This window comes from Corynebacterium sp. HMSC064E07 (genome assembly GCF_001815745.1).
GTDB lineage: Bacteria > Actinomycetota > Actinomycetes > Mycobacteriales > Mycobacteriaceae > Corynebacterium > Corynebacterium jeikeium_D.
The window spans coordinates 89,465-113,610 of record NZ_KV821817.1 but is presented as its reverse complement, the minus strand read 5'-3'; the positions used below and the strand labels follow the sequence as shown (position 1 = coordinate 113,610).

General features: G+C 58.1%; 19 protein-coding genes. 10 read left to right on the top strand and 9 right to left on the bottom strand.

All coding sequences use genetic code 11. From position 1 onward, the window contains the following. The gene (locus tag HMPREF3053_RS07085) at window positions 1-2,277 is read left to right on the top strand and encodes a sensor histidine kinase (protein WP_016422760.1); all 2,277 of its coding nucleotides are present in this window, start codon (window positions 1-3) and stop codon (window positions 2,275-2,277) included. Next, window positions 2,270-3,028, top strand: a complete 759-nt coding sequence (locus HMPREF3053_RS07080) for a response regulator transcription factor (RefSeq protein WP_224433497.1) — start codon at window positions 2,270-2,272, stop codon at window positions 3,026-3,028. The genes HMPREF3053_RS07085 and HMPREF3053_RS07080 overlap by 8 nt, the downstream gene beginning before the upstream one ends. Here the strand turns inward: HMPREF3053_RS07080 and HMPREF3053_RS07075 are convergent. Beyond that, window positions 3,025-4,656: an ABC-F family ATP-binding cassette domain-containing protein gene (locus HMPREF3053_RS07075; protein WP_038625400.1), complete on the bottom strand. Its 1,632-nt coding sequence runs from the start codon at window positions 4,654-4,656 to the stop codon at window positions 3,025-3,027. The two genes, HMPREF3053_RS07080 and HMPREF3053_RS07075, sit on opposite strands and share 4 nt — an antisense overlap. 20 nt (window positions 4,657-4,676) lie before the next feature. On the opposite strand from HMPREF3053_RS07075, the gene HMPREF3053_RS07070 reads away from it, so the two are divergent. Together HMPREF3053_RS07070 and HMPREF3053_RS07065 are read left to right on the top strand one after the other, a co-directional pair. Beyond that, entirely contained in the window at window positions 4,677-5,885 is a 1,209-nt protein-coding gene (locus tag HMPREF3053_RS07070; RefSeq protein WP_070767478.1) for a lycopene cyclase family protein, read from the top strand. Window positions 5,886-5,983: 98 nt separating this feature from the next. Next, the gene (locus HMPREF3053_RS07065; protein WP_049190722.1) at window positions 5,984-7,447 is read left to right on the top strand and encodes an amino acid permease; all 1,464 of its coding nucleotides are present in this window, start codon (window positions 5,984-5,986) and stop codon (window positions 7,445-7,447) included. Between the two features lie 405 nt (window positions 7,448-7,852). Here the strand turns inward: HMPREF3053_RS07065 and HMPREF3053_RS07060 are convergent, their stop codons facing one another. The 7 genes from HMPREF3053_RS07060 to HMPREF3053_RS07030 all read right to left on the bottom strand — a co-directional run bounded on the left by HMPREF3053_RS07060 (window position 7,853) and on the right by HMPREF3053_RS07030 (window position 14,303). Further along, window positions 7,853-8,317 carry a metal-sulfur cluster assembly factor gene (locus HMPREF3053_RS07060; RefSeq protein WP_016422755.1) on the bottom strand — a complete coding sequence of 155 codons (465 nt, stop codon included), beginning with the start codon at window positions 8,315-8,317 and terminating at the stop codon, window positions 7,853-7,855. Next, on the bottom strand, window positions 8,310-8,825 hold the full coding sequence (gene sufU, locus HMPREF3053_RS07055) for a Fe-S cluster assembly sulfur transfer protein SufU (protein ID WP_070567113.1): 516 nt from the start codon (window positions 8,823-8,825) through the stop codon (window positions 8,310-8,312). The genes HMPREF3053_RS07060 and sufU overlap by 8 nt, the downstream gene beginning before the upstream one ends. Before the next feature lie 20 nt (window positions 8,826-8,845). After that, window positions 8,846-10,099, bottom strand: coding sequence for a cysteine desulfurase (locus HMPREF3053_RS07050; protein WP_070767477.1), 1,254 nt, complete (start codon window positions 10,097-10,099; stop codon window positions 8,846-8,848). After that, the gene (gene sufC, locus HMPREF3053_RS07045) at window positions 10,092-10,853 is read right to left on the bottom strand and encodes a Fe-S cluster assembly ATPase SufC (RefSeq protein WP_049190726.1); all 762 of its coding nucleotides are present in this window, start codon (window positions 10,851-10,853) and stop codon (window positions 10,092-10,094) included. Before sufC ends, HMPREF3053_RS07050 begins: the two co-directional genes overlap by 8 nt. A 92-nt stretch (window positions 10,854-10,945) precedes the next feature. Next, window positions 10,946-12,136 carry a Fe-S cluster assembly protein SufD gene (sufD, locus tag HMPREF3053_RS07040; protein WP_016422751.1) on the bottom strand — a complete coding sequence of 397 codons (1,191 nt, stop codon included), beginning with the start codon at window positions 12,134-12,136 and terminating at the stop codon, window positions 10,946-10,948. Window positions 12,137-12,141: 5 nt separating this feature from the next. After that, complete coding sequence (gene sufB, locus HMPREF3053_RS07035; RefSeq protein WP_016422750.1) at window positions 12,142-13,608, bottom strand: Fe-S cluster assembly protein SufB; 1,467 nt, start codon at window positions 13,606-13,608, stop codon at window positions 12,142-12,144. Further along, window positions 13,605-14,303, bottom strand: a complete 699-nt coding sequence (locus HMPREF3053_RS07030; protein WP_048734176.1) for a helix-turn-helix transcriptional regulator — start codon at window positions 14,301-14,303, stop codon at window positions 13,605-13,607. The genes sufB and HMPREF3053_RS07030 overlap by 4 nt, the downstream gene beginning before the upstream one ends. Window positions 14,304-14,488: 185 nt before the next feature. Here HMPREF3053_RS07030 and mptB point away from each other — a divergent pair, with 185 nt between their 5' ends. The 4 genes from mptB (at window position 14,489) to HMPREF3053_RS07010 (ending at window position 19,132) form a co-directional block, all read left to right on the top strand. Further along, the gene (mptB, locus tag HMPREF3053_RS07025; RefSeq protein ID WP_070606608.1) at window positions 14,489-16,228 is read left to right on the top strand and encodes a polyprenol phosphomannose-dependent alpha 1,6 mannosyltransferase MptB; all 1,740 of its coding nucleotides are present in this window, start codon (window positions 14,489-14,491) and stop codon (window positions 16,226-16,228) included. Between the two features lie 25 nt (window positions 16,229-16,253). Then, the gene (locus tag HMPREF3053_RS07020) at window positions 16,254-17,222 is read left to right on the top strand and encodes an ABC transporter ATP-binding protein (RefSeq protein WP_070438414.1); all 969 of its coding nucleotides are present in this window, start codon (window positions 16,254-16,256) and stop codon (window positions 17,220-17,222) included. Further along, the gene (locus HMPREF3053_RS07015) at window positions 17,222-18,025 is read left to right on the top strand and encodes an ABC transporter permease (protein WP_070767476.1); all 804 of its coding nucleotides are present in this window, start codon (window positions 17,222-17,224) and stop codon (window positions 18,023-18,025) included. Before HMPREF3053_RS07020 ends, HMPREF3053_RS07015 begins: the two co-directional genes overlap by 1 nt. 93 nt (window positions 18,026-18,118) lie before the next feature. Next, entirely contained in the window at window positions 18,119-19,132 is a 1,014-nt protein-coding gene (locus HMPREF3053_RS07010) for a COX15/CtaA family protein (RefSeq protein ID WP_070767475.1), read from the top strand. 382 nt (window positions 19,133-19,514) lie between these two features. Here the strand turns inward: HMPREF3053_RS07010 and HMPREF3053_RS07005 are convergent, their stop codons facing one another. Beyond that, window positions 19,515-20,429, bottom strand: coding sequence for a heme o synthase (locus HMPREF3053_RS07005; protein WP_172954651.1), 915 nt, complete (start codon window positions 20,427-20,429; stop codon window positions 19,515-19,517). A gap of 289 nt (window positions 20,430-20,718) precedes the next feature. Here HMPREF3053_RS07005 and tkt point away from each other — a divergent pair, with 289 nt between their 5' ends. Then, window positions 20,719-22,818, top strand: coding sequence for a transketolase (gene tkt, locus HMPREF3053_RS07000; protein WP_049170630.1), 2,100 nt, complete (start codon window positions 20,719-20,721; stop codon window positions 22,816-22,818). Between the two features lie 170 nt (window positions 22,819-22,988). Beyond that, a complete protein-coding gene (tal, locus tag HMPREF3053_RS06995; protein ID WP_070767474.1) occupies window positions 22,989-24,104 on the top strand; it encodes a transaldolase in 1,116 nt (371 codons plus the stop codon). Window positions 24,105-24,146: the final 42 nt, after the last annotated feature.

The following is a 24,146-nucleotide window of genomic DNA, read 5'->3' as shown; positions in this document are numbered from 1 at the left end:
ATGGAGAGGTGGAATCCCGATTCGGCACTTGCCGGACAGTCACCATCAATTGAAATGTCTGTGCTGCGATCCGGCGCGATTATTATTGCCGTCACCGGCTTTTTGTGGCAGGTTGAATCGGCTGTTCGTTCTGTCCCCTTTGAAAACTTTCTGAGCCACTGGTTCCCTTTTGCATCACTGCTCATATTCATTCTCAGCGATATGTTGCTGATTTGGGCTGTGATTAATAATACGCGGCGAGGCCTTATTACCGCACTGCGTGTGCCGATGTACATCATGTTGGTTTTCCTGATGTTGGTTTCAACCTATTGGGATCTCCCTCATAACCTCGTTGGAAATGCGCTCTGGTATAGCCCATTTTCAGGTTTAGCCCTCGCTGCATTTGCTCTGACAGTGCCACTCCACATCAGTTTGTCCGTGATGGTATTTGTTCCCGGACTTATTGCGGTCATTAATTCGTGGTTGCTGGGACACACTTTTTGGCTCGACATGTTGTCGGATGTTGGTTTCAATCTCATCAACACTTTTCCATTTGTGATTATTGCAGGCTCTGCACAACCCGTCGCAAGGCTTATTGACTTCACCTACGAGAACTCTCGGAAGGTCAATGAGAGAGCGGAGCGTATGCGTGTCCGCGGCGAGGCGATGAGCAGCTTCAACGCCTATGTCCATGACTATGTATTGGCCGCACTGTCTGCAATCGGTAAGGGCTCTAAGATTGACTTCTCGCTAGACGAGCAGACTGGGCTGTTTTTCTCGCCTCGGCAAACAGTAAGCGGTAGAACTTTTGCTGAGGCTGTACGGGCGCAATTGATGTCGGTGAGCCCCGACATTTCGGTAACGCTAGACACCAGCGAAGAAGGCGGTCCAGTTCGGCTGCCAGGAGAAGTTGCTAACACGTTCCTATTAGCCGCAACCGAGGTGGCAAATAATGCCAAGCGTCACGCAGGTGCCGCAGCGGAAAAGAAATGCCACATTCGTGTTGCCTCGGGAGAGGTGTCCATTGATTTTCGTGACGATGGCACCGGGTTCGACCCCGAGGGAATTGACCCGCATCGTGCAGGTATCCGGTTGAGCGTTAAAGGGCGAATGGAGGCCCTTCGCGGTGGAGATGCTCTCGTTAACTCAAAGCCTGGGAAAGGTACTCAGGTTATTCTCAAATGGCACGGTAATACCTCTCCTGTGGAAGAGGAAGATGTAGTCGATTCCTCCGCTCACACGACATCGCTGTATGACCTCATGGGAATGTCAATTGTTTTTTCCTGGCAGTTCTACGGCGCGATCGTCGGCGTGTTGTTCATGGTTCTAGTCAGTAATGGACAATTATTTACCGCGGCCGGGCAAATCAGTCTGGCATTAGCGATCGGCCTTCTCGGGCTGATTATGTATGGCCGCCATTCACAATTGCCGTTAGCCCGTGCAATCGTAACTGGTGTCGCGATCGTTGTATTAGCTGTGGTGGGGCTCTACCAGCCCATTCCAAATAATTTGGAATGGTCGTATTTCTGGCACTTTAGCTTAATTTCTTTTGCATCTGCATTGCTCGCCATCCGCGGCCGCCCCTGGGTTGCGCTGAATTCAGTGCTCGGTGGCGCGATCATGGTGGAGCTTCTCAAGTTCTTCCCCTTTGCCCCCTCGGATACGACCCACATCAGTATCTCTGGAGTTGACCTGTTAGTTCGCTCCGTGATGTTGGTCGCGGGAATTTTGACGTCCATCATGGTCCGCTTTTTTATGCGCACCGTTCCGCAGTCTATTCAGGATTATAATCGTGCGCTGTACGCTGCCGGGGCCGCAAAAGAGTACGAAATTAGCAGCCAGAGTAACTACGAATGGCTGCAGCGCCGGGTCGGCCCCATTTTTAGCGCCGCTGCAGTTTTGGAAGAACCGACCCCGCGACTGCAGTTGCGTGCGCGGCTTACAGAGCAGCTTCTCCGAGACGTCCTACGTTCGCCGCATCTAAATGTTGGGTCCCTTCACCAAGCTGTTTGGGACGCCCGCGCAAGAGGTGTTCATGTCCGGCTCCTCGATGACCGCAATCACACGCAGGCCGTTTCCGATAGCACCGATGTGCGCCGTATTCCGCTTGTCGACGACGATTCCGCGGTGGCCAAGTTGATGCCGAACTTCCTCGAAGCAATCGATAACGCCGAAGAAGGATCGGTAACAATTCGCCTATTGCCCCCGGGCAGACGTGCATTTGCATCTATTTCTGATGACAATGGAGTGCAAAGGTTTGATGAAGCCGGTGAGAGGATAGTGATGTCACGTGACTAGGGAGAATATTGCGGGAATGAGCAATGCTTCCATCGACGTCTCGGCTGCAATTGACTCCGACAACATCGGAGATTACAGCGTGCAGTCGGATCGTTTGCTTCGCGTTGCTGCGATTGATGATCATGCCTTGACTCTGCAGGGGCTCGAAACCCTGCTTTCTGCAGAGCCAGACTTTGAGCTCGTCGGCTGTTATCAAACTGTGCCGGAGCTACTGGCCGATGTGGGCACCGATGACCGCCTGGATGTGGTCGTGCTGGATCTACGGCTGGCGGATAATTCAGATCCAGCGCAGAACGTTCTGTCGCTGGAATTGGTTACCGATCACGTGCTCATCCTCTCGTCAGCTGAAAGCCCATACCTTGTCCGAAAGGCAGTGCGTACCGGAGTGATGGGGGTTGTGCAAAAATCGGAAACCCCGGAGACAATCGTGTCTGCAGTACGGCTGGCGGCACTTGGCAAGGGTGCGCTGACTACAGAATGGGCATCGGTAGTTGACTCTGATCCCCTGCTCGACTCTGTCGATTTGTCAGAACGCCAGCGTGAGGTACTGGAGCTTTACGCCTCCGGTGAGTCGACGAAGCGAGTCGCGTCGATGACAGGGCTGACACCGAACACCGTGTTGGACTACTTGGGTCGTATTCGAGCCAAGTATGCGGCAGCTGGCCGGGCCGAGAACAGCCTTAACAAGTCGGAGATGTATAGGCTCGCTCAGCAGGACGGTTACCTGCCAGGGCCAATGGATCCGTCTTAAGCCAGCTCGACGATTTCCATGTAGTCGTCGCTCCAGAGGTCTTCGGTGCCGTCGGGAAGCACGATGACGCGCTCGGGCTCTAGCGCCTTGACCGCACCTGGATCGTGGGTAACCAGAACGACGGCCCCGGTGTAAGTGCGAAGTGCATCGAGAACCTGTTCGCGGGACTGCGGGTCGAGGTTGTTAGTGGGCTCGTCGAGAAGCAGGACGTTTGCGCGGGAGCTAACCAGCGTCGCCAGCGCCAGACGCGTCTTCTCACCACCGGAGAGGGTTCCCGCTGGCTGCTGCAGCTTGTCGCCGGAGAACATAAAGGCACCGAGCAGGCTCCGCAGCTCCGGCTCGTTGACGTCAGGGCAGGCGTAGACGGTGTTTTCCCAGACAGTCTTGTCCGGATCAATCGTGTCGTGCTCCTGGGCGAAGTAGCCGATGCGCAGGCCGTGGCCGGAGACAATGCCGCCTTCGCCATCGGTGCGCTCCACACCGGCGAGTAGCTTCAGCAGCGTCGTCTTACCAGCACCATTGAAGCCGAGGACAACCACGCGGGAACCCTTGTCAATCGCAAGATCAACACCGGCGAAGACCTCCAACGAGCCATACATCTTGGTCAGTCCCGTGGCGTTGAGCGGAGTCTTGCCACAGGGGGCCGGCTCTGGGAAGGAAATGTGGGCGACTTTATCCTCGACGCGGACCTCGTCGAGACTGTCCATCATGCGCTCAGCACGAGCCACCATCTGCTTGGCCGCACGAGCCTTCGTCGCCTTCGCGCCTAGCTTCTCGGCCTGCTTGCGCAGTGCGCTGGCCTTCTTCTCCGCGTTAGCGAATTCACGGCGACGTCGAGCCTCATCGGTCGCGCGTGCCGACAGGTAGTTCTTCCAGCCCATGTTGTACACATCAGCTTCGGCGCGCACCGCATCGAGGAACCAGACTTTGTTACACACGGCCTCGAGCAGCTCGACATCGTGCGAAATCATGATCAAGCCGCCCTCATGCTTACTGAGGAATTCGCGCAGCCAGGTAATCGAATCCGCATCGAGGTGGTTCGTCGGCTCGTCGAGAAGCAGCGTCGTGGCGGACTTGCCCGAGCCTTCGGTAGCGGCGAAGAGAATCTGAGCAAGCTCGACGCGGCGGCGCTGACCACCCGAAAGCGTCTTCAGCGGCTGGTCGAGTACGCGCTCCGGCAACCCCAGCGCGTCGCAAATGCGGGCTGCCTCGGCGTTCGCCTCGTAGCCGCCGAGGTCGTGGTAGCGCTCCTCGAGACGCGAAAACTTCCGAATCGCCGCATCGCGTTTCGTGTCGGTGGTCGCGGTCTCCATGATCTCCTGTTGGCGATCCATGCTGCGGCGGATTTGGTCAAGACCTCGCGCCGACAGCACACGGTCGCGGGCGGAGATGTCGATGTTGCCCTCGCGCGAGTCCTGTGGCAGGTAACCAATCGAGCCAGAGCGCACTACTGAACCGCCGTAGGGTTCAGTTTCACCGGAGAGAATACGCATAGTCGTCGTTTTGCCAGCACCATTTCGCCCGACGAGTCCAATCCGGTCTCCCGGCTGGACGCGCAGCTGCTCACCCGGCGCAGTGAGCAGGGTACGGGCGCCGACTCGGACTTCAAGGTCATGGGTCACAATCACGAACGAGTAGCCTACCAGTTATGGCTTCATTTCCCGTGACCGCCTCCGTCGTCGGCCTCGGGCCCGCCGGAAGAATCGCCGCCCACCGTGCATCCGCTCGCGGCTGGGATGTCACCGCTTATGACCCAGCCGGTGGCACACTGCCCTCGACGATTGGTCTCTGGTGCGACCAACTCCCCGACTGGTTGCCCAGCGACTTCCTCGCCGCCACCTTTCAACCCAGCGTCATTCTTGCCGACGGCACCGAACGTCAGCTCGCCCGCAACTACGGCGTTGTTAACAAGGACTGCCTGCAAGAACTTGGCGGTTTCCACATCGAACGCCGCGCACTCACCGATTCCGAAACCACGGGTACTGACATCACAATTGTCACCACCGGGCGCACGCACGCCGCAGTCGGGCGAGGTGGGCAGGTACGGCAGCTCGCCATCGGGCACATCTTTTCGCTTGACGACGTCCCCAGCGCCCACCGCCGCGCAGTCCTCATGGACTTCACTCCGGCTGAACCGGTTGACCCAGCGGCAGAGCCGGCTAGTTTCTCCTATCGCATTTTCTTGGATGACAGGACCTTCCTCATTGAAGAGACCATTCTCGCTACTCCGACTCCTATGGTTGACGGGTATCGTGGCGAAGCCGGTGCTGCAGTCCGGATCGGCGGTGAGGCCGATGACTCCGCACTTTTAGCGCTGTTGCGTAGACGCCAAAGTGCACGGTTGAAGTCCCTGGGGCTTTCGGAAGATCTGGCCATCGATGAAGAAGTGGTGTCCTTTCCCCTACTGGCAAACTTTCCCTCTCGCCGCGGTAACTTCACGCACAGTGGACCATCCATGGGCACTCTCTTCGGCTTTGCTGGTGGTTGGATGCATCCTGCCACTGGTTACTCGGTGGGTTCGGTTATCGAAGATGTCGACCGCTTCTTGGCCGATATGGAAAAGAAGGGAAGCCGGACGCTGGGGACGTCGTTAAGCATGCGATTGCAGCGATGGCTACGCGAACGTGGACTCGCGGCGCTGCTGGGGTTCGATGCACGACAGACGGGTGCGTTTTTTCGGGCGTTCTTTTCGTTGCCGGAAAAGGACGTGTTTGCCTATTTGATAGGGACATCCCCACTGACGACGCTTCGCGCTATGGCGAAAGTGGCCGTGCCTTTGCTGAAAATGAGTCCGCGTACGTGCGGAAAGCTCATCGCAGGGTTTGTGCGGGGACCTGGGAGATGGAGAACTCGTTGACCGGGAGCATATACATCAGCCGATTTGTGGGGTGATACCAACAATTAAAGCCGTGTGGTTTTTGCATTCACCGGAGTACAAACGCTTATGATAAATGAATGACTTCGACGCAATCTGAGGAGACTTCCTCACAAAACCATAAGCTTCAGCGCAGGCTGAGAGCTCGCCACCTGAACATGATTGCCATTGGTGGTGCCATTGGTACGGGCCTGTTTGTTGCCTCCGGTGCGACCATTTCGCAGGCCGGTCCAGGCGGTGCGCTTATCGCTTACGCTCTTATCGGCATCATGGTGTGGCTGGTTATGCAGTCTCTCGGCGAGATGGCCGCTTACCTGCCGGTGCCCGGTTCCTTCCAGGAGTACGGTCGCCGATACGTCTCAGAATCCTTCGGCTTTGCCATGGGCTGGAACTACTGGTTTAACTGGGCGATTACTGTGGCCGCAGAGCTCGTCGCTGCTGCGCTGGTGATGCGCTATTGGTTCCCGGATGTGCCTTCAATCATCTGGTCCGCGCTCTTCCTCGCGATTCTATTCGGGCTGAATGCCCTGTCCGCACGTGCATTCGGCGAGGGTGAGTTCTGGTTTGCGACCATCAAAGTCATTACCGTCATCGTCTTCCTCGTTCTTGGTGTCGGCATGATTTTCGGCATCTTGGGTGGGTCCTCTCCCGGCTTCGAAAACTGGACCACGGGCGACGCCCCATTCGTCAATGGCGGAATGGGACTGTTGGCTGTCTTCGTCGTAGCCGGATACTCCTTCCAGGGCACCGAGATGGTTGGTGTAGCAGCAGGTGAGGCTGAAGATCCTGAGCGTACGATTCCCCGCGCGATTCGCACTATCTTCTGGCGTATCCTGCTGTTCTACATCGGTGCCATCGCGGTTATTGGTTTCCTTATTGCGTACACGGACCCGAATCTTCTGAACGCCGCCGAGGACAACATTTCCATTTCACCGTTCACCCTGGTCTTTGAACGCGCAGGTATCGCGATTGCCGCTGGCCTGATGAACGCCGTTATTCTGACTTCGGTGTTGTCCGCGGGTAACTCCGGTATGTATGTGTCCACTCGTATGCTGTTTTCCCTGGCCCGTCAGGGACACGCTCCGCGTTACTTTGGCAAGCTTTCTGGGCATGGCGTTCCGCTGCGCGCTCTGATTGCCACCGCTGTCATCGGTATGGCTGGCTTCATTACCTCATTGGTAGGCGATGGTGTGGCGTACACCTTCTTGCTGACGCTGTCTGCGCTCGCGGGCTTTATCACCTGGTTTGGTATCTCTTTCAGCCACTACCGCTTCCGCAAGTGTCTGAAGGCCCAGAATATCCCGTTGGATTCGCTTCCCTACAAGGCGAACTTTTTCCCCGCCGGTGCTGTGCTGGCACTGATTATGTGCTTCTTTGTGGTGGCCGGACAGGCACTTGATCCGATTCGCACTGGCGAGAATATCTTCGCTATCCTCACTCCGTACCTGGGTATCCCGGTCTTCGTCCTGCTGTGGTTTATCCATAAGAAGGTCACGGGCTCCAAGCTCGTTGACCCGGCCACCGCAGACATGACTCGCGAATAGCTGCGAAGAGCTGTGAATAGATGCGAGTAGCTATGCATCTCGCATCTAACTCTCACAACTTGGATTAGCAGTCGAAGACAATAGCGACCCCGCTTGGCACTTTTCAGTGCCAGGTGGGGTCGTTTTTAACTCCGAGTCGGACAGCTTGAAAAAATTGCGGGGATGCTCGTGTGAATACGGGCTGCAGATGTGAAACTGTGCAAGTTTATGACGCTTTCAGGCCATTTTTTGAGCCATTTTTGACATAAATGCAGTCAGTAACTCGCATCGCCCTACCGATCCCGGCCATAAACGCAGTCAGCAACTCAAAAAACAAACGAAAAAGTGCCTAGCTGAACGAGCCAGGAGCTCGTCGCCAAGCACTTTTAACGTAGCGGTTCTCTAATCACCGCTGTCACTGATCATCTAGACCGAGAAGCCGAGAGCGCGCATCTGCTCGCGGCCGTCCTCAGTAATCATGTGTGGGCCCCATGCCGGGGACCAGACCCAGTTGAGGCGGAAGTCGCGGATACCCTCGACCTTCATAACCTCGGAGGCAGTCTGGTCGGTGAGCATATCGGTCAGCGGGCAGGCCGGGGACGTGAGTGTCATGAAGATAGCGGCAATGTCGCCTTCTTCAATCCAGATGTCATATACCAGGCCCAGGTCCACGACGTTGACTCCGAGTTCCGGGTCAACAACCTCGTACATTGCCTCTTCAACCTGGATAGCCAGCTTGTTATCGGCTTCGGTCTGCTCCGGTGCCGGCGGGACGGTGATGGACTCGTACGCATCCCCCTCATCAATGGGAGCACCAGTAGTCATGGTGTCCTCGTCGACAGCATCAGGCTGTGCGGGCGAGGTGGCGTCATTAGCGATTGGTTCAGTCATGGCGATGGCCTTCCTCGTCATCGGTAACGGTTACAGTCGCGGTACCAACGCCGTTGCCTTCAGCGGCGTTGGCCAGAGCCTCAGCGGTCGCGGCCTGGAAAGCCTTCCAACCGAGAAGAGCGCACTTCACGCGGGCGGGGTACTTAGAAACACCAGCGAAGGCAATCCCATCGCCGATAAGGTCCTCATCGCCCTCAATCTTGCCTCGGGAGGTGACCATCTTCTCGAACTCGGCAAGCTTGGCCATGGCCTCGTCGACAGTCTTGCCGACAATCTCCTCAGCCATAACTGAGGTAGAGGCTTGCGAGATAGAACAGCCCACGGCGTCATAGGAGACGTCATTGACGACGGTGAGGTCGTCGTTCAGAGTGACGCGAAGTGTGAGTTCATCGCCACACGACGGGTTGACGTGATGCACTTCCGTATTGAAAGGCTCCCGCAAACCCGCATGCTGCGGATGCTTGTAGTGATCCAGGATAACTTCCTGGTACATCTGCTCGAGCTTCATGTCCTTCTCCTTTCTTAAAGTTACGGGGTGACACCGAAGAACTTCTGTGCATGGCGCACTGCGTCGGCAAGCGCCTGAACGTCCTCTTCCGCGTTGTAGATGTAGAAGGATGCCCGGGCGGTCGACTGGGCGTTGAGGATTTGGTGAATTGGCCACGCGCAATGGTGACCGACGCGGATGCACACGCCCTGGTCGTCTAAAACCTGGCCAAGATCGTGCGGGTGAATGCCCTCGACCTTGAAGGAGACTGCAGAGCCACGCTGTTCTGGAGTAGTCGGCCCGATGATGGTCACGCCGTCAATTTCCTGCAGCTTCTCCAGTGCGAGCGCGGTCAGGTGGTGCTCATGAGCAGCCACCTTATCCATACCAATGGAATCCAGGTACTTCACCGCAGCCCCCAGACCGACGACCTGGGAAGTCATCATGGTACCCGCCTCGAAGCGCTGCGGAGGCGCCGCGAAGGTGGTCTTCTCCATGGTGACGACCTCAATCATCGAACCACCAGTGAGGAACGGCGGCAGTGCCTCGAGCAGTTCCCGGCGACCGTAGAGCGCGCCGACCCCGTTGGGGCCGAGCATCTTGTGGCCGGAGAACGCCAGGAAGTCCACATCGAGATCTTTGACGTCGACAGGCATATGCGGCACCGACTGGCAGGCATCGAGGACTACCAGCGCACCGACCTCGCGTGCACGGCGCACCATCTCCTTCACATCGGTGACTGCACCGGTGACGTTTGACTGGTGGGTAAAGGCCACTACCTTGGTCTTCTCGCTGAGCTCCAGCGAGTCCACGTCAATGCGGCCGTCCTCAGTCACGCCATACCAACGAAGTGTCGCACCGGTGCGGCGAGCCAGCTCCTGCCACGGCACCAAGTTCGCGTGATGCTCCAGCTCGGTGACGACAATCTCGTCACCTTCGCCGACCTGGTACTGACCTGCGCGGTCGTCGCCAAGCACGAATGCCACTGTGTTCAACGCTTCGGTGGCGTTCTTGGTGAAGACTAGCTCGTCATAGTCGGCGCCGATGAAGCCAGCGATGGCTTCGCGGGCATCTTCGTAGGCGTCCGTGGCCTCCTCAGCGATCTCGTAAGCGCCGCGGTGCACCGGTGCATTGTGGTGGGTTAGGAACTCCACCTCAGCATCGATGACTTGCTTGGGGCGCTGCGAGGTCGCTCCGGAGTCCAGGTAGACCAGCCGCTTTCCGTCACGGACAGTGCGCGACAGAATCGGAAAGTCCTCGCGGAGTGATGGGGTGAGTAGTTCGGCGTTAGGCATTGATGTACTTCTCGTAGCCGTGCTCTTCCAGCTCGTCTGCAAGCTCCGGGCCACCGGAGGTGATGAAGCGACCATCGTGGAAGACGTGGACGAAGTCCGGCTTCACGTAGTTCAGGATGCGCTGGTAGTGAGTAATGATCAGAATGCCGCCGTCGTTTTCGTCCTGGTAGCGGTTAATGCCGTCAGAGACAACGCGCAGAGCGTCGACGTCCAGGCCGGAGTCGGTCTCGTCCAGGATGGCGAACTTCGGCTTCAGCAGGTCGAGCTGCAGAATCTCGTGACGCTTCTTCTCGCCACCGGAGAAGCCCTCGTTGACGGAGCGCTCGGAGAACGACGAATCGATCTCCAGGTCAGCCATTGCCTCACGGACCTCCTTGACCCAGTGACGCAGCTTCGGTGCCTCGCCACGGACAGCGGTCGCTGCAGAGCGCAGGAAGTTGGACATGGACACGCCGGTGACCTCGACCGGGTACTGCATTGCCAGGAAGAGGCCAGCGCGAGCACGCTCGTCGACGCTCATCTCCAGCACGTTTTCGCCGTCGAGGAGAATCTCGCCCTCGGTGACTTCGTAACGCGGGTGACCTGCGATGGTGTAGCTCAGGGTGGACTTACCAGAGCCGTTCGGCCCCATCACAGCGTGGGTTTCGCCGGATTTAATCGTCAGGTTGACGCCCTTCAAAATCTCCTTGGGCTCGGCGGACTCGTCGGTCGGCAGCACCTGCGCGTGGAGGTTACGGATTTCCAAAGTGCTCATAGTGAAATCTTTTCCTTTAATCGGTGTAAGTGGCCTGTCCCCCGGCACTTCCGGGTTGACAGGACGGAAAGGGTGAGAAAGAAGATAAGCGGTTAGAAGCCAGCGGTGTTGAGCTCTTCGTCAACGAGCTTTTCAAGCTTCTCGCGAACGGACTCGACCGGAATCAGGTTGATGACCTCGCTGAAGAAGCCGCGAACCACCAGACGGCGAGCGGCCAGCTCCGGAATACCGCGCGAGAGCAGGTAGAAGAGCTGTTCCTCGTCGAAGCGGCCAACGGTGGCAGCGTGCCCAGCACCGGCAATCTCACCGGTTTCAATTTCCAGGTTCGGAACTGCGTCGGCACGCGCGCCTTCGGTGAGCAGCAGGTTGCGGTTGAGCTCGTAGGTGTCGGTGCCCGTCGCTTCTGCACGAATGAGCACGTCTCCCACCCACGCGGTGCGGGCCTCACGATGAGCGACATTCGGCTCGCCCTGCAGCGCGCCCTTGTACATCACGTTGGAGCGGCAGTTCGGCACAGCGTGGTCGACCAGCATGCGGTTTTCAAAGTACTGACCGGCATCAGCGAAGTACACGCCCAGCAGATCGACGTCGCCGCCGGGTGCCGTGAAAGCAACGCGCGGAACGATACGGACAACCTCGCCGCCAAACGTTGCGACAGTGTGGCGCAGCGTAGCATCGCGGCCGACACGAACGTGGTGCGCAGAGCCATGAACGGCATCTTCGTTCCAGTTCACCATGGTCACGACGCCCAGCTTGGCGCCGTCGCCGATTACGAACTCGATGTTGTCCGCGAACGTGCCACTGCCTCGGTAGTTAATGACGCAGACGGCCTCGGCATGGGACTGCACGTCAATGACAATGTGGCCGTAGGACACCTTGTCCTCGCCCGGACCATCGATGTCGATGACGACAGGCTCCTTGGACACCGAGTTCTTCGCGAAGGTCACGATGTGCGCATCGTCGAAGTTGGAGTACGCCTGTGCTGCCACGCGGTCCGTTGGGGCGCCGGCGCGACCAAGGCGCTCGTCGTCACGCTTGACGACGTCCACAGCGACGCCATCCTGACCAGCAGTCTCGACCGAAATTGAGGCTGCAACCGGCTCTGCTGCGGTGCCGTTGTGGAGACCGCGGAGCTTACGCAGCGGCGTGAACTTCCACTCTTCATCCTTGCCATGCGGCACGGCGAAGTCCTCCACGTTGAAGGATGAGAAAACGTCGCCCTTGTTCGCCAGCACGCGACGGCTATGAGCAGCCTGGTTTTCGTTGTTAATCGTCGTAGTCATTGGTATTAACCGACCGAACCTTCCATCTGCAGTTCAATGAGGCGGTTGAGCTCGAGGGCGTATTCCATCGGGAGCTCCTTGGCGATGGGCTCGACAAAGCCGCGCACGACCATGGCCATTGCATCTTCTTCTTCGATGCCGCGACTCATCAGGTAGAAAAGCTGATCGTCAGAGACCTTGGAAACCGTTGCCTCGTGGCCGAGGGTGACGTCGTCCTCGCGGACATCCACGTATGGGTACGTGTCCGAACGTGAAATCGTGTCCACCAGGAGTGCGTCACACTCGACGTTGGAGTGCGAGTGCTTGGCACCCTTGTTGACCTGCACCAGACCGCGGTAGGCAGCGCGGCCACCGTTGCGGGCCACGGACTTGGACACGATGTTGGAGCTCGTGTGCGGAGCCATGTGCACCATCTTGGCGCCGGTGTCCTGGAACTGGCCCTCGCCAGCCATAGCCACGGACAGCACCTCGCCCTTGGCATGCGGACCGGTCATCCACACTGCCGGGTACTTCATGGTGACCTTGGAACCGATGTTGCCGTCAATCCACTCCATGGTTGCGCCCTCTTCGCACTTGGTGCGCTTGGTAACCAGGTTGTAGACGTTGTTCGACCAGTTCTGGATCGTGGTGTAGCGGCAGCGGCCACCCTTCTTCACGATGATCTCCACAACAGCCGAGTGCAGCGAGTCGGACTTGTAAATCGGAGCGGTACAGCCCTCGACGTAGTGCACGTAGGCATCTTCGTCGACAATAATGAGCGTGCGCTCGAACTGTCCCATGTTTTCCGTGTTGATACGGAAGTATGCCTGCAGCGGGATGTCCACGTGGACGCCCTTCGGCACGTAAATGAAGGAGCCGCCGGACCAGACTGCGGTGTTAAGAGCGGAGAACTTGTTGTCACCGGACGGAATGACGGTGCCGAAGTACTCCTTAAACAGCTCCGGGTGCTCCTTGAGAGCGGTGTCGGTGTCCAGGAAGATAACGCCCTGGGCCTCCAGATCCTCGCGAATCTGGTGGTAGACAACCTCAGACTCGTACTGAGCGGCGACACCTGCGACCAGGCGCTGCTTCTCAGCCTCCGGAATGCCGAGCTTGTCGTAGGTGTTCTTAATATCCTCCGGCAGGTCTTCCCAGGTCTGGGCCTGCTTCTCGGTGGAGCGAACGAAGTACTTAATGTTGTCGAAGTCGATGCCCGACAAATCCGCGCCCCAGGTGGGCAGCGGCTTGCGGTCGAAGATTTCCAAAGCCTTCAAGCGACGTTCAAGCATCCACTCCGGCTCGTTCTTCTTAGCCGAAATATCGCGAACGACCGCTTCAGACAGGCCACGCTTCGCGGAAGCGCCAGCGGTATCCGGGTCGTGCCAACCGAACTGGTAGGCACCAATGGACTCGATAATCTCTTCGTCAGTCTGCGGAGTGGCAGCCTTCGTGGATTCAGCCACGTCGGTGGAGTTCTCATGGGCGAGGGTCATTCTCCGCTCCTTTCTTGTGGCGATTCAGTAAGTGTCTTTGTTACGGGAGTGAGTGGGATATTCGTAGTGCAGATACCGTTTCCATCAGCGATAGTCGCCAACGGTTGGGTGTGCTGACCTAATAATTTACTAACGGCTTCATGCTCCGCCGCGCAGAGCTCCGGAAACTCGGAGGCTACGTGGCTAATTGGGCAATGGTGCTGGCAAATTTGCACGCCGCCAGTGTTCTGGTTGATAGTTGCCGCGTACCCGGCCCGTCGGAAAGCATCGACGACGGCCTCTACGACCTCTTCCTTCTCTGCGTCCTGCCCCACTGGGGTGACGCCGAGCAGAATGTCATCAATGCGCTGACGGGCAAACTGGGCAACTGCCTGCTCACCACCGGCCTTGCGCAGTGCGGTCAGAGCTGCACTGGCAAGATCGTCGTAAGCGTGCCCGAATCTAGCGCGGCCCCGATCTGTCAGGCGATAGGACTTTGCTGGCCTGCCTCGGCCCCGGGGGCCGGTGCTGGGTGCCGGAGCGGTTTCGGCAAGACCTTCGTCCACCAGAATGTCAATATGACGGCGGACGCCTGCAGCGGATAGTCCCAGGGTGTCTGCGATAAAAGTCGCGGACGCCGGGTTGTGTTCCAGAAGCAATTGGAGAATGCGCTTGCGCGTATCACCATCATTGACTGTCGGCTTCCGATCTGCCATGACTGGTGAGTCACCTCCTGCGATTGGACTGCTGGATAATAATGGGTGTCTAGGTGGCTCAGCGAGGCAAGTATCCCACTTGCGCCGCTGGTGTATTAGACAACATAATTGTGTCGTAATTGGGCCACAATGTCCAACGCATTTAAATATCAATGCAACGTCGCTGATTAGAACGCCCTTTCGGCGTGTCGAATCGTCTACTATGTGACCTTGTGAAAACTAACCGACCTACCTCGCGCCGCTCGTCCACCTTCGACGACGCTCTCGGGGTGCGTGACGCCATTCCGAAAATTGGTCTGGCCGGTTCTAGGTCGGCAACCCTCCACCAGGGCTCAGAACAGCCGCTCCAACACCGCATCAATTACCGCGAACTCCGACGCTTCACCTGGCTGCGTTGGCTGGGTGCTCTCGGGGCGGTCTTTATTATGGTCGCCGGGATTGGCGCAGGCGCGACACCGGTGGTTGGAAATGAGTTTTGGGGTACACCACTTGGGCTAATCCTCGGTCGAATGTTGGTGGCAACGACAATCGTCACCTTCGTGGGCATTGGCATGTTAGTCACAGCCTGGTTGGGTGTCGGCGCTTTCGTTCTGGCCGGTGCGCGGACTCGCGTCACCGCAGTGACTACTCCGATGCTCATACGCACCTACGCGGCATGGGTATTGCCCTTGATGTTTACCGCTCCCCTGTTTACGCAGGATATCTATTCCTATTTGGCGCAGGCTGCAATTGTGGAGCGGGGTATGGATCCCTACCTCGCAGGGCCTGTTGACCTATTGGGAGCCAACGACCCACTTGCCCGATCGGTGCCATTGATTTGGTCGCACTCTCCGAGCCCATACGGTCCCACGGCCCTCGCAGTGGCATGGGGTATCGCCAAGATAACCAGCGACGGGGTGATCGCTTCCGTCTTTCTGCATCGACTCGTCGCCATTGTTTCGCTTCTCGTGGTGTCCTGGGCGCTGGTGCAGCTTGGTCGCCGCTGCGGCGTTAGCTCTCAGTTCACCCTCTGGCTGGGCACGCTCAATCCGCTGGTATTGCTGCACCTGGTGGGCGGTATCCACAATGAGGCCCTGCTGCTGGCACTCCTGCTTGTTGGTCTCGAACTGTGTCTGCGCGCTATCCACGGCCCTGCGCAATCGATGGTGCCCGATGAGCTGCCAGAACCCGGACCAATCGGACACGAGAACCAAAGCCGAGGTAGATCGTGGGCGCTGTATGCAGGCGGTATCGTGCTCATCAGCCTTGCCGGAATGGTCAAAGTCACCGGTTTCGTGGCGCTCGGCTTTGCCGGCATGTGGCTGGCCCGAAAGTTTGGCAGCACTTGGAAGGCCGTTGCTCTTTCCGCGGTAGTGACGGGCGCAATAACCGTCGTCACGGCAGTCGTTGTTTCCTTAGGAACTGGTCTGGGCTTTGGTTGGATCACCGCGCAGGGTGGCGCCGCAACGGTGCGCAGTTGGATGTCGTTGACTACCCTGCTCGGGATCATCGCTGGTTTCTTCGGCAGGCTTCTGGGGCTCGGCGATATCAGCGACAGTGCTTTGCTGTTTACCCGCGGCATTGGCGTAGTGCTGGTGGCTGCCTGGCTCCTGCGCATGCTGTTAGCGACGTTCCGTGGGCGCATTCACCCGCTCGGCGGCTACGGCCTCGCGATGTTCGCTCTAGTAATCCTCTTCCCCGTCGTGCACCCCTGGTACCTGCTATGGGCCATCGTGCCCCTGTCCGCTTGGGCCAACCGGGTACAATTTCGCATTGCCGTGGTTCTGTACTCGGCAATTTTCAGTTTTGTAGTACTACCACGCGGCCTGGGGTTGCCTCCGGGCACCGTCGCTCAGATTTACCTACTGGCGTTGGTATTCTTCGTCGCAGTCATGTTCGTCATCTTGGCGTACTCGACGCGATCTAAGGTATTTCGCCTTCATTAAAACTGTGAGATTAGACTGACTAACCGTGAATAACGCTGCCAATTCTCCTGCTCTGCGCCTTGAGAACGTAACGAAGAAATTCGATGACGTTGAGGCTGTATCAGACCTTTCGCTTTCCCTGGATCGAGGTAGGGTTCTTGCGCTCCTCGGCCCCAACGGCGCTGGTAAGACCACAACCGTTGAAATGTGTGAGGGCTTCATCAAGCCGGATGAAGGGCGAATTCGCATTCTCGATCTCGACCCGGTCACTCAAACCACAGCACTGCGCAGCCGCATTGGCATCATGCTCCAGGGCGGAGGTGCCTACCCCGGTGTTCGCGTTGGCGAAATGCTGAACCTCGTTGCCAGTTACTCCGCAAACCCGCTGGACACTGATTGGCTCCTTGAAATCGTTGGCCTAGAACGCCATCGTAAGACGAACTACCGCAGGCTCTCTGGCGGTCAGCAGCAGCGACTGTCGCTCGCATGTGCCCTGGTCGGACGTCCGGAGCTTGTGTTCCTCGACGAGCCGACAGCAGGCCTCGATGCTCAGTCCCGTCTAGCCGTCTGGGATCTCATCTCGTCGCTGCGCCGTGATGGGGTCACTGTGGTCCTGACAACGCACCTCATGGACGAGGCCGAATCGCTTGCCGACGACGTTGCGATTATCGACCGGGGCCATTTAGTTGTGGCCGGTACCACCGAGGAGATCACTAGCGCAGGCGCATCGGCTCTCCAGGGAACGTCGTCAAGCACTGCTATGAAGATCAGCGTTCGAGGCAGCCTTGACTTCGAAGAGGTCAACCGCAACTTCAGCGAGTCCGGTCTTCCACAGCGTCTGCAGCGTTCTGGCGGTGGAGAGTTTTCCCTGATTGGTGAGGCTTCACCGCGCGCCTTGACTGTCTTGGCGCAGAGTTGCGAGCAGCAAGAGGTGCTGATCACCTCGATGAATAGGGCGACGCAATCGCTTGAAGATGTCTTCTTGCAGATCACTGGAACGGAGATGAGGAGCTAATGACTACCGCACCGAGGTCTGATGCCTCCCGCTTTGCGAAGGGCATTTTCGCCCCAGCGCCACAGCGTTCGGACATGGCGAAGTTGGTCATGTCGCAGGCGTGGTTGGAGACGAAGCTCTTCTGGCGACATGGTGAGCAAATGCTCCTCACCATCATTATCCCGTTGGCGATGCTCATCGGCCTGGTGATGGTGCCGGTGTTGGAGCTCGATGATCCGCTCGAGCGTATCTTCCCCATGGTGCTGGCGATTTCCGTCATGTCTGCAGGGTTTACCGGGCAGGCAATTGCCGTGGGCTTTGACCGCCGTTACGGAGCCCTGAAGCGCATCGGCGCCTCAGGCGTGCCACCCTGGGGCATTATCGCAGGCAAGATTGTGTCGGTCTGCACCACCGTCACGTTGCAGTACGTACTGTTTAGTCTCGTGGGGCTCGCCCTTGGCGCAGAGCTGTCGATTGGCGGCTGGCTGCTGGCTTATGTGGGGATGCTTCTGGGAACGTTCGTCTTTACCTCATTGGGCTTGCTCATGGGAGGTACGTTGGGAGCCGAGCTAATCCTAGGTCTGGCCAACCTGATCTGGTTCATCCTCATTGGTGCTACTACGTATGTGGCCGTTGCGCCATCGTTAGATGACATCAGCTCTGTACTGCTACACCTCTTGCCGTCCGTCGCGCTTACCGACGTGATCTCCGCGGCATTGGCCATGTCCGTCCATTGGTCAGCTGTCGGGGTGCTGATTGTGTGGGGTGTCCTTGGCGCTGCATTCGCGGCCCGCTGGTTCCGTTTTGATATGCCGAATGACTAGGAATCTGTCGGGGAATCTGCATAGAAAAGCGCAGCCCAACGCAGGGGTTTCGCTTATTACCATTTTCCGCCAGCATGGGTAGAATTTCTTAATGTGAATACTGCAGATCGAAGTTTGCCCCTATCGTTTTTGCCGCTGACACCAATCGGGCGCCAGAAGCTCTATGCCCTGCTGGTTTTGATTGCACAGGCGGCAATTGCGGTAACCGGTTCTATCGTCCGTGTTACTGGTTCAGGTCTCGGTTGTGCTTCGTGGCCTGAATGTCACCCAGGCAGCTTCGTTCCTGTCGCGGGGGAAGCAGAAATGCTCCATCAGATTATTGAGTTTGGCAACCGGCTGCTCACCTTTGTGCTGGTTGCTCTGACACTTCTGCTCTTCCTTTCGGTTATGCGTGTCGGTCGCCGTCAGGAAATCAAGTTGCTGGCCTTCCTCAACGGTCTCGGCGTTATCGTCCAGGCTGTTATCGGCGGTATCTCCGTTTGGGTTGACCTGAAGTGGTACGCCGTAGCGCTGCACTTCCTGCCTTCGATGATTCTGGTCTGGCTCGCTGGCATGCTTTTCGTCAAGATTTCTGAGCCTGATGACGGCACTGCTACCCGCATGTACCCGCGCTATCTGCGCTATCTGGCTGCCGCCTCCGGCCTGGCCCTGACGATGACGCTGATTACCGGAACTATGGTCACCGGTGCGGGACCACACGCTGGAGATGCTTCGGTGCTCCCGGAGGATCGCCTCCAGCTACCGATTGTTGACCTGGCACATATCCACGCTGGTTTTATGTACCTCTACCTTGGCCTGGTTATCGGCCTCATTTTCGGTCTGCTGGCCTCGGAAGCCTTTGCACCTGTGCGTAAGGTTGCCATCGCACTCGTTGTGTTCATTTTGGCTCAGGGCGTAGTTGGAATGATTCAGTATTGGTCCGGTGTACCGGAGGCATTGGTGCCGGTTCACGTTGCCGGATCTGGTATCTGCACCGCTTTGACTGCAGTACTTTTCCAGCACGGTTACCGCACTGTCGGTGGGAGCGCAGAAGTCACTGGCTCGCTTGAAGGCGATGCGGCTGCCGCCACTGTTGCTTCGGAGAAGAACGTCGAGGTTACCACGTAGCTAGCTGCCGGTCAGCGGCTGTATTAACCACTGTGGTTACCGGCTGTTGATTCCTGCTTGAACCGCCTAAACACGCGCTTTGGTTGTGCGTGTTTAGGCGGTTCTGCTGTCTGCTCGGCTCCGTGTGCTCGGATGTGCGTTTCCCAGTGGCTAGCGGGCTGCGCGGGCGGTGCGGGCTGCGCGGGCGGTGCAAGGGGGCGGTCTGCCCACCTATCGATCCGAGTTACTGACTATGTTTATGACAGAAATCGCGCGAAAAATGGCCTGAAAGTGTCATAAACTCGCACAGTTTCACATTTGCAGCCCGTGCCCATCTCCACACACAAAAAGAGACCCTTCCCGCAACCGGAAAGGGCCTCTTCAAAGGAGCTCAGCAACTGCCCTAGAACATGCTCGAAATTGTCTGCAATCCGAGTACGGCATCGAGAGAAAGCGCCACACAGACGATAGACAAGTAGTTGTTCGACATGAAGAACAGCTTCATCGGCTTGATCTTGCCACCGGTCTTAACGTGGCGGTGCAGGTCAATGGCGCCCCACAGGAACCAGGCACCAGCGCCAACGGCGCCAATCAGATAAATCCAACCCGCGTACGGAACCAACAGCAGAGTGGTAATCACGGTCGCGGCGGTGTAGTAAATAATGCGCTTGGAAACGACGATTGCCGGCTTGACCACTGGCATCATCGGCACGCCAGCGGCCTTGTAGTCCTCCTTGTAGCGCAGGCCCAATGCCCAGGTGTGCGGCGGAGTCCAGAAGAAGATAAGCAGGAACAGGATGAATGCCTGCCACCAGTGAGCGAGCCCCGTAATCTCCGGGTTGTTGTCAGTGATTACGGCCCAGCCGACCATCACCGGCATACAACCCGCAGCGCCACCCCAAATTACGTTCTGATCAGTACGGCGCTTCAGCCACAACGTGTAGACGAAGATGTAGAAGGCAATCGTAATCAGAATGAAAACGGCGGCCAGCAGCGAGTTACACAGCAACCACAGCCATAGGAACGACGCAATCATCAAGACAGTGCCGAAAATCGCTGCCGCTCGACGGCTAACCTGGTTGCGCGCGAGCGGGCGACGGCGAGTACGGCGCATCTTCTGGTCAATGTCGTAATCCATGACCATGTTGAAGGTGTGCGCAGCTGCGGCACCCAACCAACCACCGAACAAGGTGAGAAGAATCAGTCCAACGTGAACATGACCGCGATCAGCCTGAAGCATTGCGGGAATGGCCGCGACGAGCAGGAGCTCGATAATTCTTGGCTTAGTCAGTGCAATATACGCCTTGACTGTTTCCAACAAAGCAATGTCCCTTTCACGCGCCATAAACAAACCCCCCGTTTACAGATAGTCGGATGTAACGGTCGGAAAGTTCCCGACGAGTTTTTCCGCAAAATTAAATGAGGGGCAGGCAATCAGTTTACCGGTAATCATAACGGTTCCAATAATGACCGTCGTAAAGCATGTGCGGCGCGCCCTCTGAGACTTATCTCTCAGCTATTCGGCCCGGTTTGAACCCGGAGCGCGCAATCCTAGTTAGTATGGAAGAGAATTTTACTAATCCATTTGGATACTAGGAGTCATTCACGTGACACTGTCGACTGAGCATGAAGCACGGGTTGTGCGCAACTACCCCTCGGACTGGTCTGACTTGGATACGAAGGCCGTAGATACGGCCCGTGTGCTGGCTGCAGACGCCGTTGAAAAGGCAGGTTCGGGGCACCCCGGCACTGCGATGAGCCTCGCACCGCTGGCTTACTCTCTTTACCAGCGCGTTATGCGCCATGACCCGAAGGATACGAAGTGGATCGGCCGTGACCGTTTCATTCTCTCCTGTGGTCACACCTCTCTGACGCAGTACGTCCAGCTCTACCTCGGCGGTTTTGGCCTGGAGCTCGATGACCTGAAGGCGCTGCGTACGTGGGATGCACTCACCCCGGGTCACCCGGAGTACGGCCACACTGACGGCGTGGAAATCACCACTGGCCCGCTGGGTCAGGGGCTGGCGTCGGCTGTCGGTTTTGCCATGGCTTCGCGACGGGAACGTGGGCTGTTCGACCCGGAAGCTGCTCCGGGTGAGTCTCCGTTCGACCACTACGTGTACGTCATCGCTTCTGATGGTGACGTTCAGGAGGGTGTCACTGCCGAGGCCGGCTCGCTGGCCGGCACTCAGCAGCTGGGCAACCTGATTGTCTTCTGGGATGACAACGGCATCTCCATCGAGGACGACACCACCATTGCTTTCACCGAGAATGTCGCGGATCGCTACCGTGCTTACGGCTGGCAGGTCATTGAGGTCGACGGCGGCGAGGACGTCGCAGCACTCGAGGCTGCTGTCGAGGAGGCCAAGAAGGATACGGAGCGTCCGACCTTCATTCGCGTTCGCACTGTGATCGCTTACCCGGCTCCGACGAAGATGAACACCGGCGCTTCGCACGGTGCTGCTCTTGGTGGCGAGGAGATTGTCGGCATCAAGGAAGCTCTCGGCTTCGATACCGACAAGAGCTTTAACGTCGCTGACGAGGTCATTGAGCACACCCGCAAGCTGGTTGAGCGTGGTGCTGAGGCTCACGCACAGTGGCAGGTCAAGTTCGACGAGTGGGCTGCGGCTAACCCGGAGCGCAAGGCTCTGCTGGACCGTCTGACCGCTGGCGAGCTGCCGGAGGGCTTCGACGCTGAGCTGCCGACCTGGGAGCCGGACGAGAAGGGCGTTGCTACCCGCAAGGCCTCTGAGGCCGCGCTGCAGGCACTGGGCAAGACCCTGCCGGAGCTGTGGGGTGGCTCGGCTGACCTGGCTGGCTCCAACAACACCGTCCTGAAGGGTGAGCCGTCCTTCGGCCCGAAGTCCATCACCACCGGTACCTGGACCACCGACCCGTACGGCCGCAATCTGCACTTCGGTATCCGTGAGCACGCCATGGGCTCGATCCTCAACGGCATTCTGCTCCACGGTGGCACCCGTCCGTACGGCGGCACCTTCCTTATCTTCTCGGACTACATGCGTCCGGCTGTCCGCCTAGCATCGCTGATGGGCATCTCCCCTATTTACGTCTGGACTCACGACTCCATTGGTCTGGGCGAAGACGGTCCGACGCACCAGCCTGTTGAACAGCTGGCTTCGCTGCGCGCTATCCCGGGTGTGTCCACTGTCCGCCCGGCTGACGCTAACGAGACCGCTCAGGCTTGGGCCGCTGTTCTTCAGGGAGAGGCAGGCCCGAAGGCTCTGGCTCTGACCCGCCAGAACGTTCCGGTCCTGGAAGGTACCAAGGAGAAGGCCGCTGAGGGCGTCCGTCGTGGTGCGTACGTGCTTGTCGACGGTGCCAAGGAGACCCCGGACGTCATCCTGATGGCTACCGGTTCGGAAGTTCACCTCGCTGTCGAAGCTGCTGACAAGCTGGCTGAGGAAGGCGTCAGCGCCCGCGTTGTCTCCGTTCCGTGTCTTGACTGGTTCGAGCAGCAGGACGATGCCTACCGCGAGCAGGTTCTGCCGAAGTCCGTCCGCGCTCGTGTCTCGGTTGAGGCCGGTATTGCAATGCCGTGGTACCGCCACCTGGGTGATGCTGGTCGCGCTGTCTCCCTGGAGCACTTCGGTGCATCGGCTCCGTACAAGGAGCTGTTCGAGAAGTTCGGCATCACAGCAGAGGCTGTTGTCGATGCCGCCAAGGAGTCCATCGAGGCTGCTAAGTAAGTTTGTTAAAACCTGGCGCTATCGGCCGCTGTCGGGACGGGATTTGTGAAAACCGTACCGCGCTCCGGTAGCGCCAGTATTGTTTGTGACGCACAGTAGTTTAAGGACATACAACTTTTAGCGAAGTCTTTAGGCAACGAAGCGGTATTGACAGAAAGGCGTTAAACACTATGGGAAGCACCACGATGGAAGCGCTCGCCAAGGTAGGGACTTCGGCGTGGCTCGACGATCTTTCGCGCCAGCGCCTCACCTCGGGCGATTTGAAAAATCTGATTGAAGAGCTTCGGGTTGTCGGTGTCACTACTAACCCGGCAATCTTCTCTTCGGCGATGACCGCCGGTGAGGATTACGACTCTCAGCTGGCGCAGCTCACTGCAGAGGGTGCGAACTCGGCAGATGCTGTGTTCGCGATGGCAATCGACGACGTCCGCGATGCCTGTGACCTTTTCGCTGGTGTATCCGAAGAAACCGACGGTGTCGATGGCCGTGTGTCCATCGAGGTCGATCCTCGCTACGCCGACAACTACGAGGCCACGATTGCGCAGGCCCGTAAGCTCTGGGAGCGCGTCGGCAAGCAGAACGCGATGATTAAGATTCCGGCGACCGATGCTTCCCTGCCGGCTGTCACCCAGGCTCTGTCCGAGGGAATCTCGGTAAACGTCACCCTGATTTTCTCGGTGGAGCGTTACCTGCAGGTCATTGATGCGTTCATCGAGGGCATTGAGCGTGCGAAGGACAACGGCGTGGACCTGGCTTCGGTCCACTCTGTTGCGTCGCTGTTTGTTTCCCGCGTTGACACCGAAATCGATGCTCGCCTGGACAAGATCGGCTCCGAGGAGGCCCTGGCTCTGCGCGGCAAGGCTGGTCTGGCCAATGCCCGTGCAGCTTACGCCAAGTTCGAGGAGACTTTCTCGGCGCAGAATATTCGCTGGGCACAGCTGGAAAACGCCGGTGCTAAGCCGCAGCGCCTGCTGTGGGCTTCGACCGGTGTGAAGAACCCGGCTTACCCGGACACCCTCTACGTCACTGAGCTGGCTGCACCGCAGACTGTGAATACCATGCCGGAGAAGACGCTGCGTGCTGCCGCGGGCTTCGAGGGCGAGGTTCGCGACGCCGTCAGCGGCCAGGGTGACGCAGCCAACGCCGTTATGATTCAGCTCAGCGAGATTGGCATCGACCTCGATGACGTCTTCGCTGTCCTGGAGCGCGAGGGCGTGGAGAAGTTCGTGGACTCCTGGCAGTCCTTGCTCGAGTCGATTGCACAGCGCATGGAGCAGCTGAAGTAAGCCTGCTGATTATCTAGGTGCCTGTTGGTAGTGGCTGCGTTT

What these genes read in the sequence shown, in the direction of transcription:
- HMPREF3053_RS07085 (WP_016422760.1), top strand. Translation starts at nt 1, where the DNA reads ATGGAGAGGTGGAATCCCGATTCGGCACTTGCCGGACAGTCACCATCA.
- HMPREF3053_RS07070 (WP_070767478.1), top strand. Translation starts at nt 4,677, where the DNA reads ATGGCTTCATTTCCCGTGACCGCCTCCGTCGTCGGCCTCGGGCCCGCC.
- HMPREF3053_RS07065 (WP_049190722.1), top strand. Translation starts at nt 5,984, where the DNA reads ATGACTTCGACGCAATCTGAGGAGACTTCCTCACAAAACCATAAGCTT.
- HMPREF3053_RS07060 (WP_016422755.1), bottom strand. Translation starts at nt 8,317, where the DNA reads ATGACTGAACCAATCGCTAATGACGCCACCTCGCCCGCACAGCCTGAT.
- sufU (WP_070567113.1), bottom strand. Translation starts at nt 8,825, where the DNA reads ATGAAGCTCGAGCAGATGTACCAGGAAGTTATCCTGGATCACTACAAG.
- HMPREF3053_RS07050 (WP_070767477.1), bottom strand. Translation starts at nt 10,099, where the DNA reads ATGCCTAACGCCGAACTACTCACCCCATCACTCCGCGAGGACTTTCCG.
- sufC (WP_049190726.1), bottom strand. Translation starts at nt 10,853, where the DNA reads ATGAGCACTTTGGAAATCCGTAACCTCCACGCGCAGGTGCTGCCGACC.
- sufD (WP_016422751.1), bottom strand. Translation starts at nt 12,136, where the DNA reads ATGACTACGACGATTAACAACGAAAACCAGGCTGCTCATAGCCGTCGC.
- sufB (WP_016422750.1), bottom strand. Translation starts at nt 13,608, where the DNA reads ATGACCCTCGCCCATGAGAACTCCACCGACGTGGCTGAATCCACGAAG.
- HMPREF3053_RS07030 (WP_048734176.1), bottom strand. Translation starts at nt 14,303, where the DNA reads ATGGCAGATCGGAAGCCGACAGTCAATGATGGTGATACGCGCAAGCGC.
- HMPREF3053_RS07015 (WP_070767476.1), top strand. Translation starts at nt 17,222, where the DNA reads ATGACTACCGCACCGAGGTCTGATGCCTCCCGCTTTGCGAAGGGCATT.
- tal (WP_070767474.1), top strand. Translation starts at nt 22,989, where the DNA reads ATGGGAAGCACCACGATGGAAGCGCTCGCCAAGGTAGGGACTTCGGCG.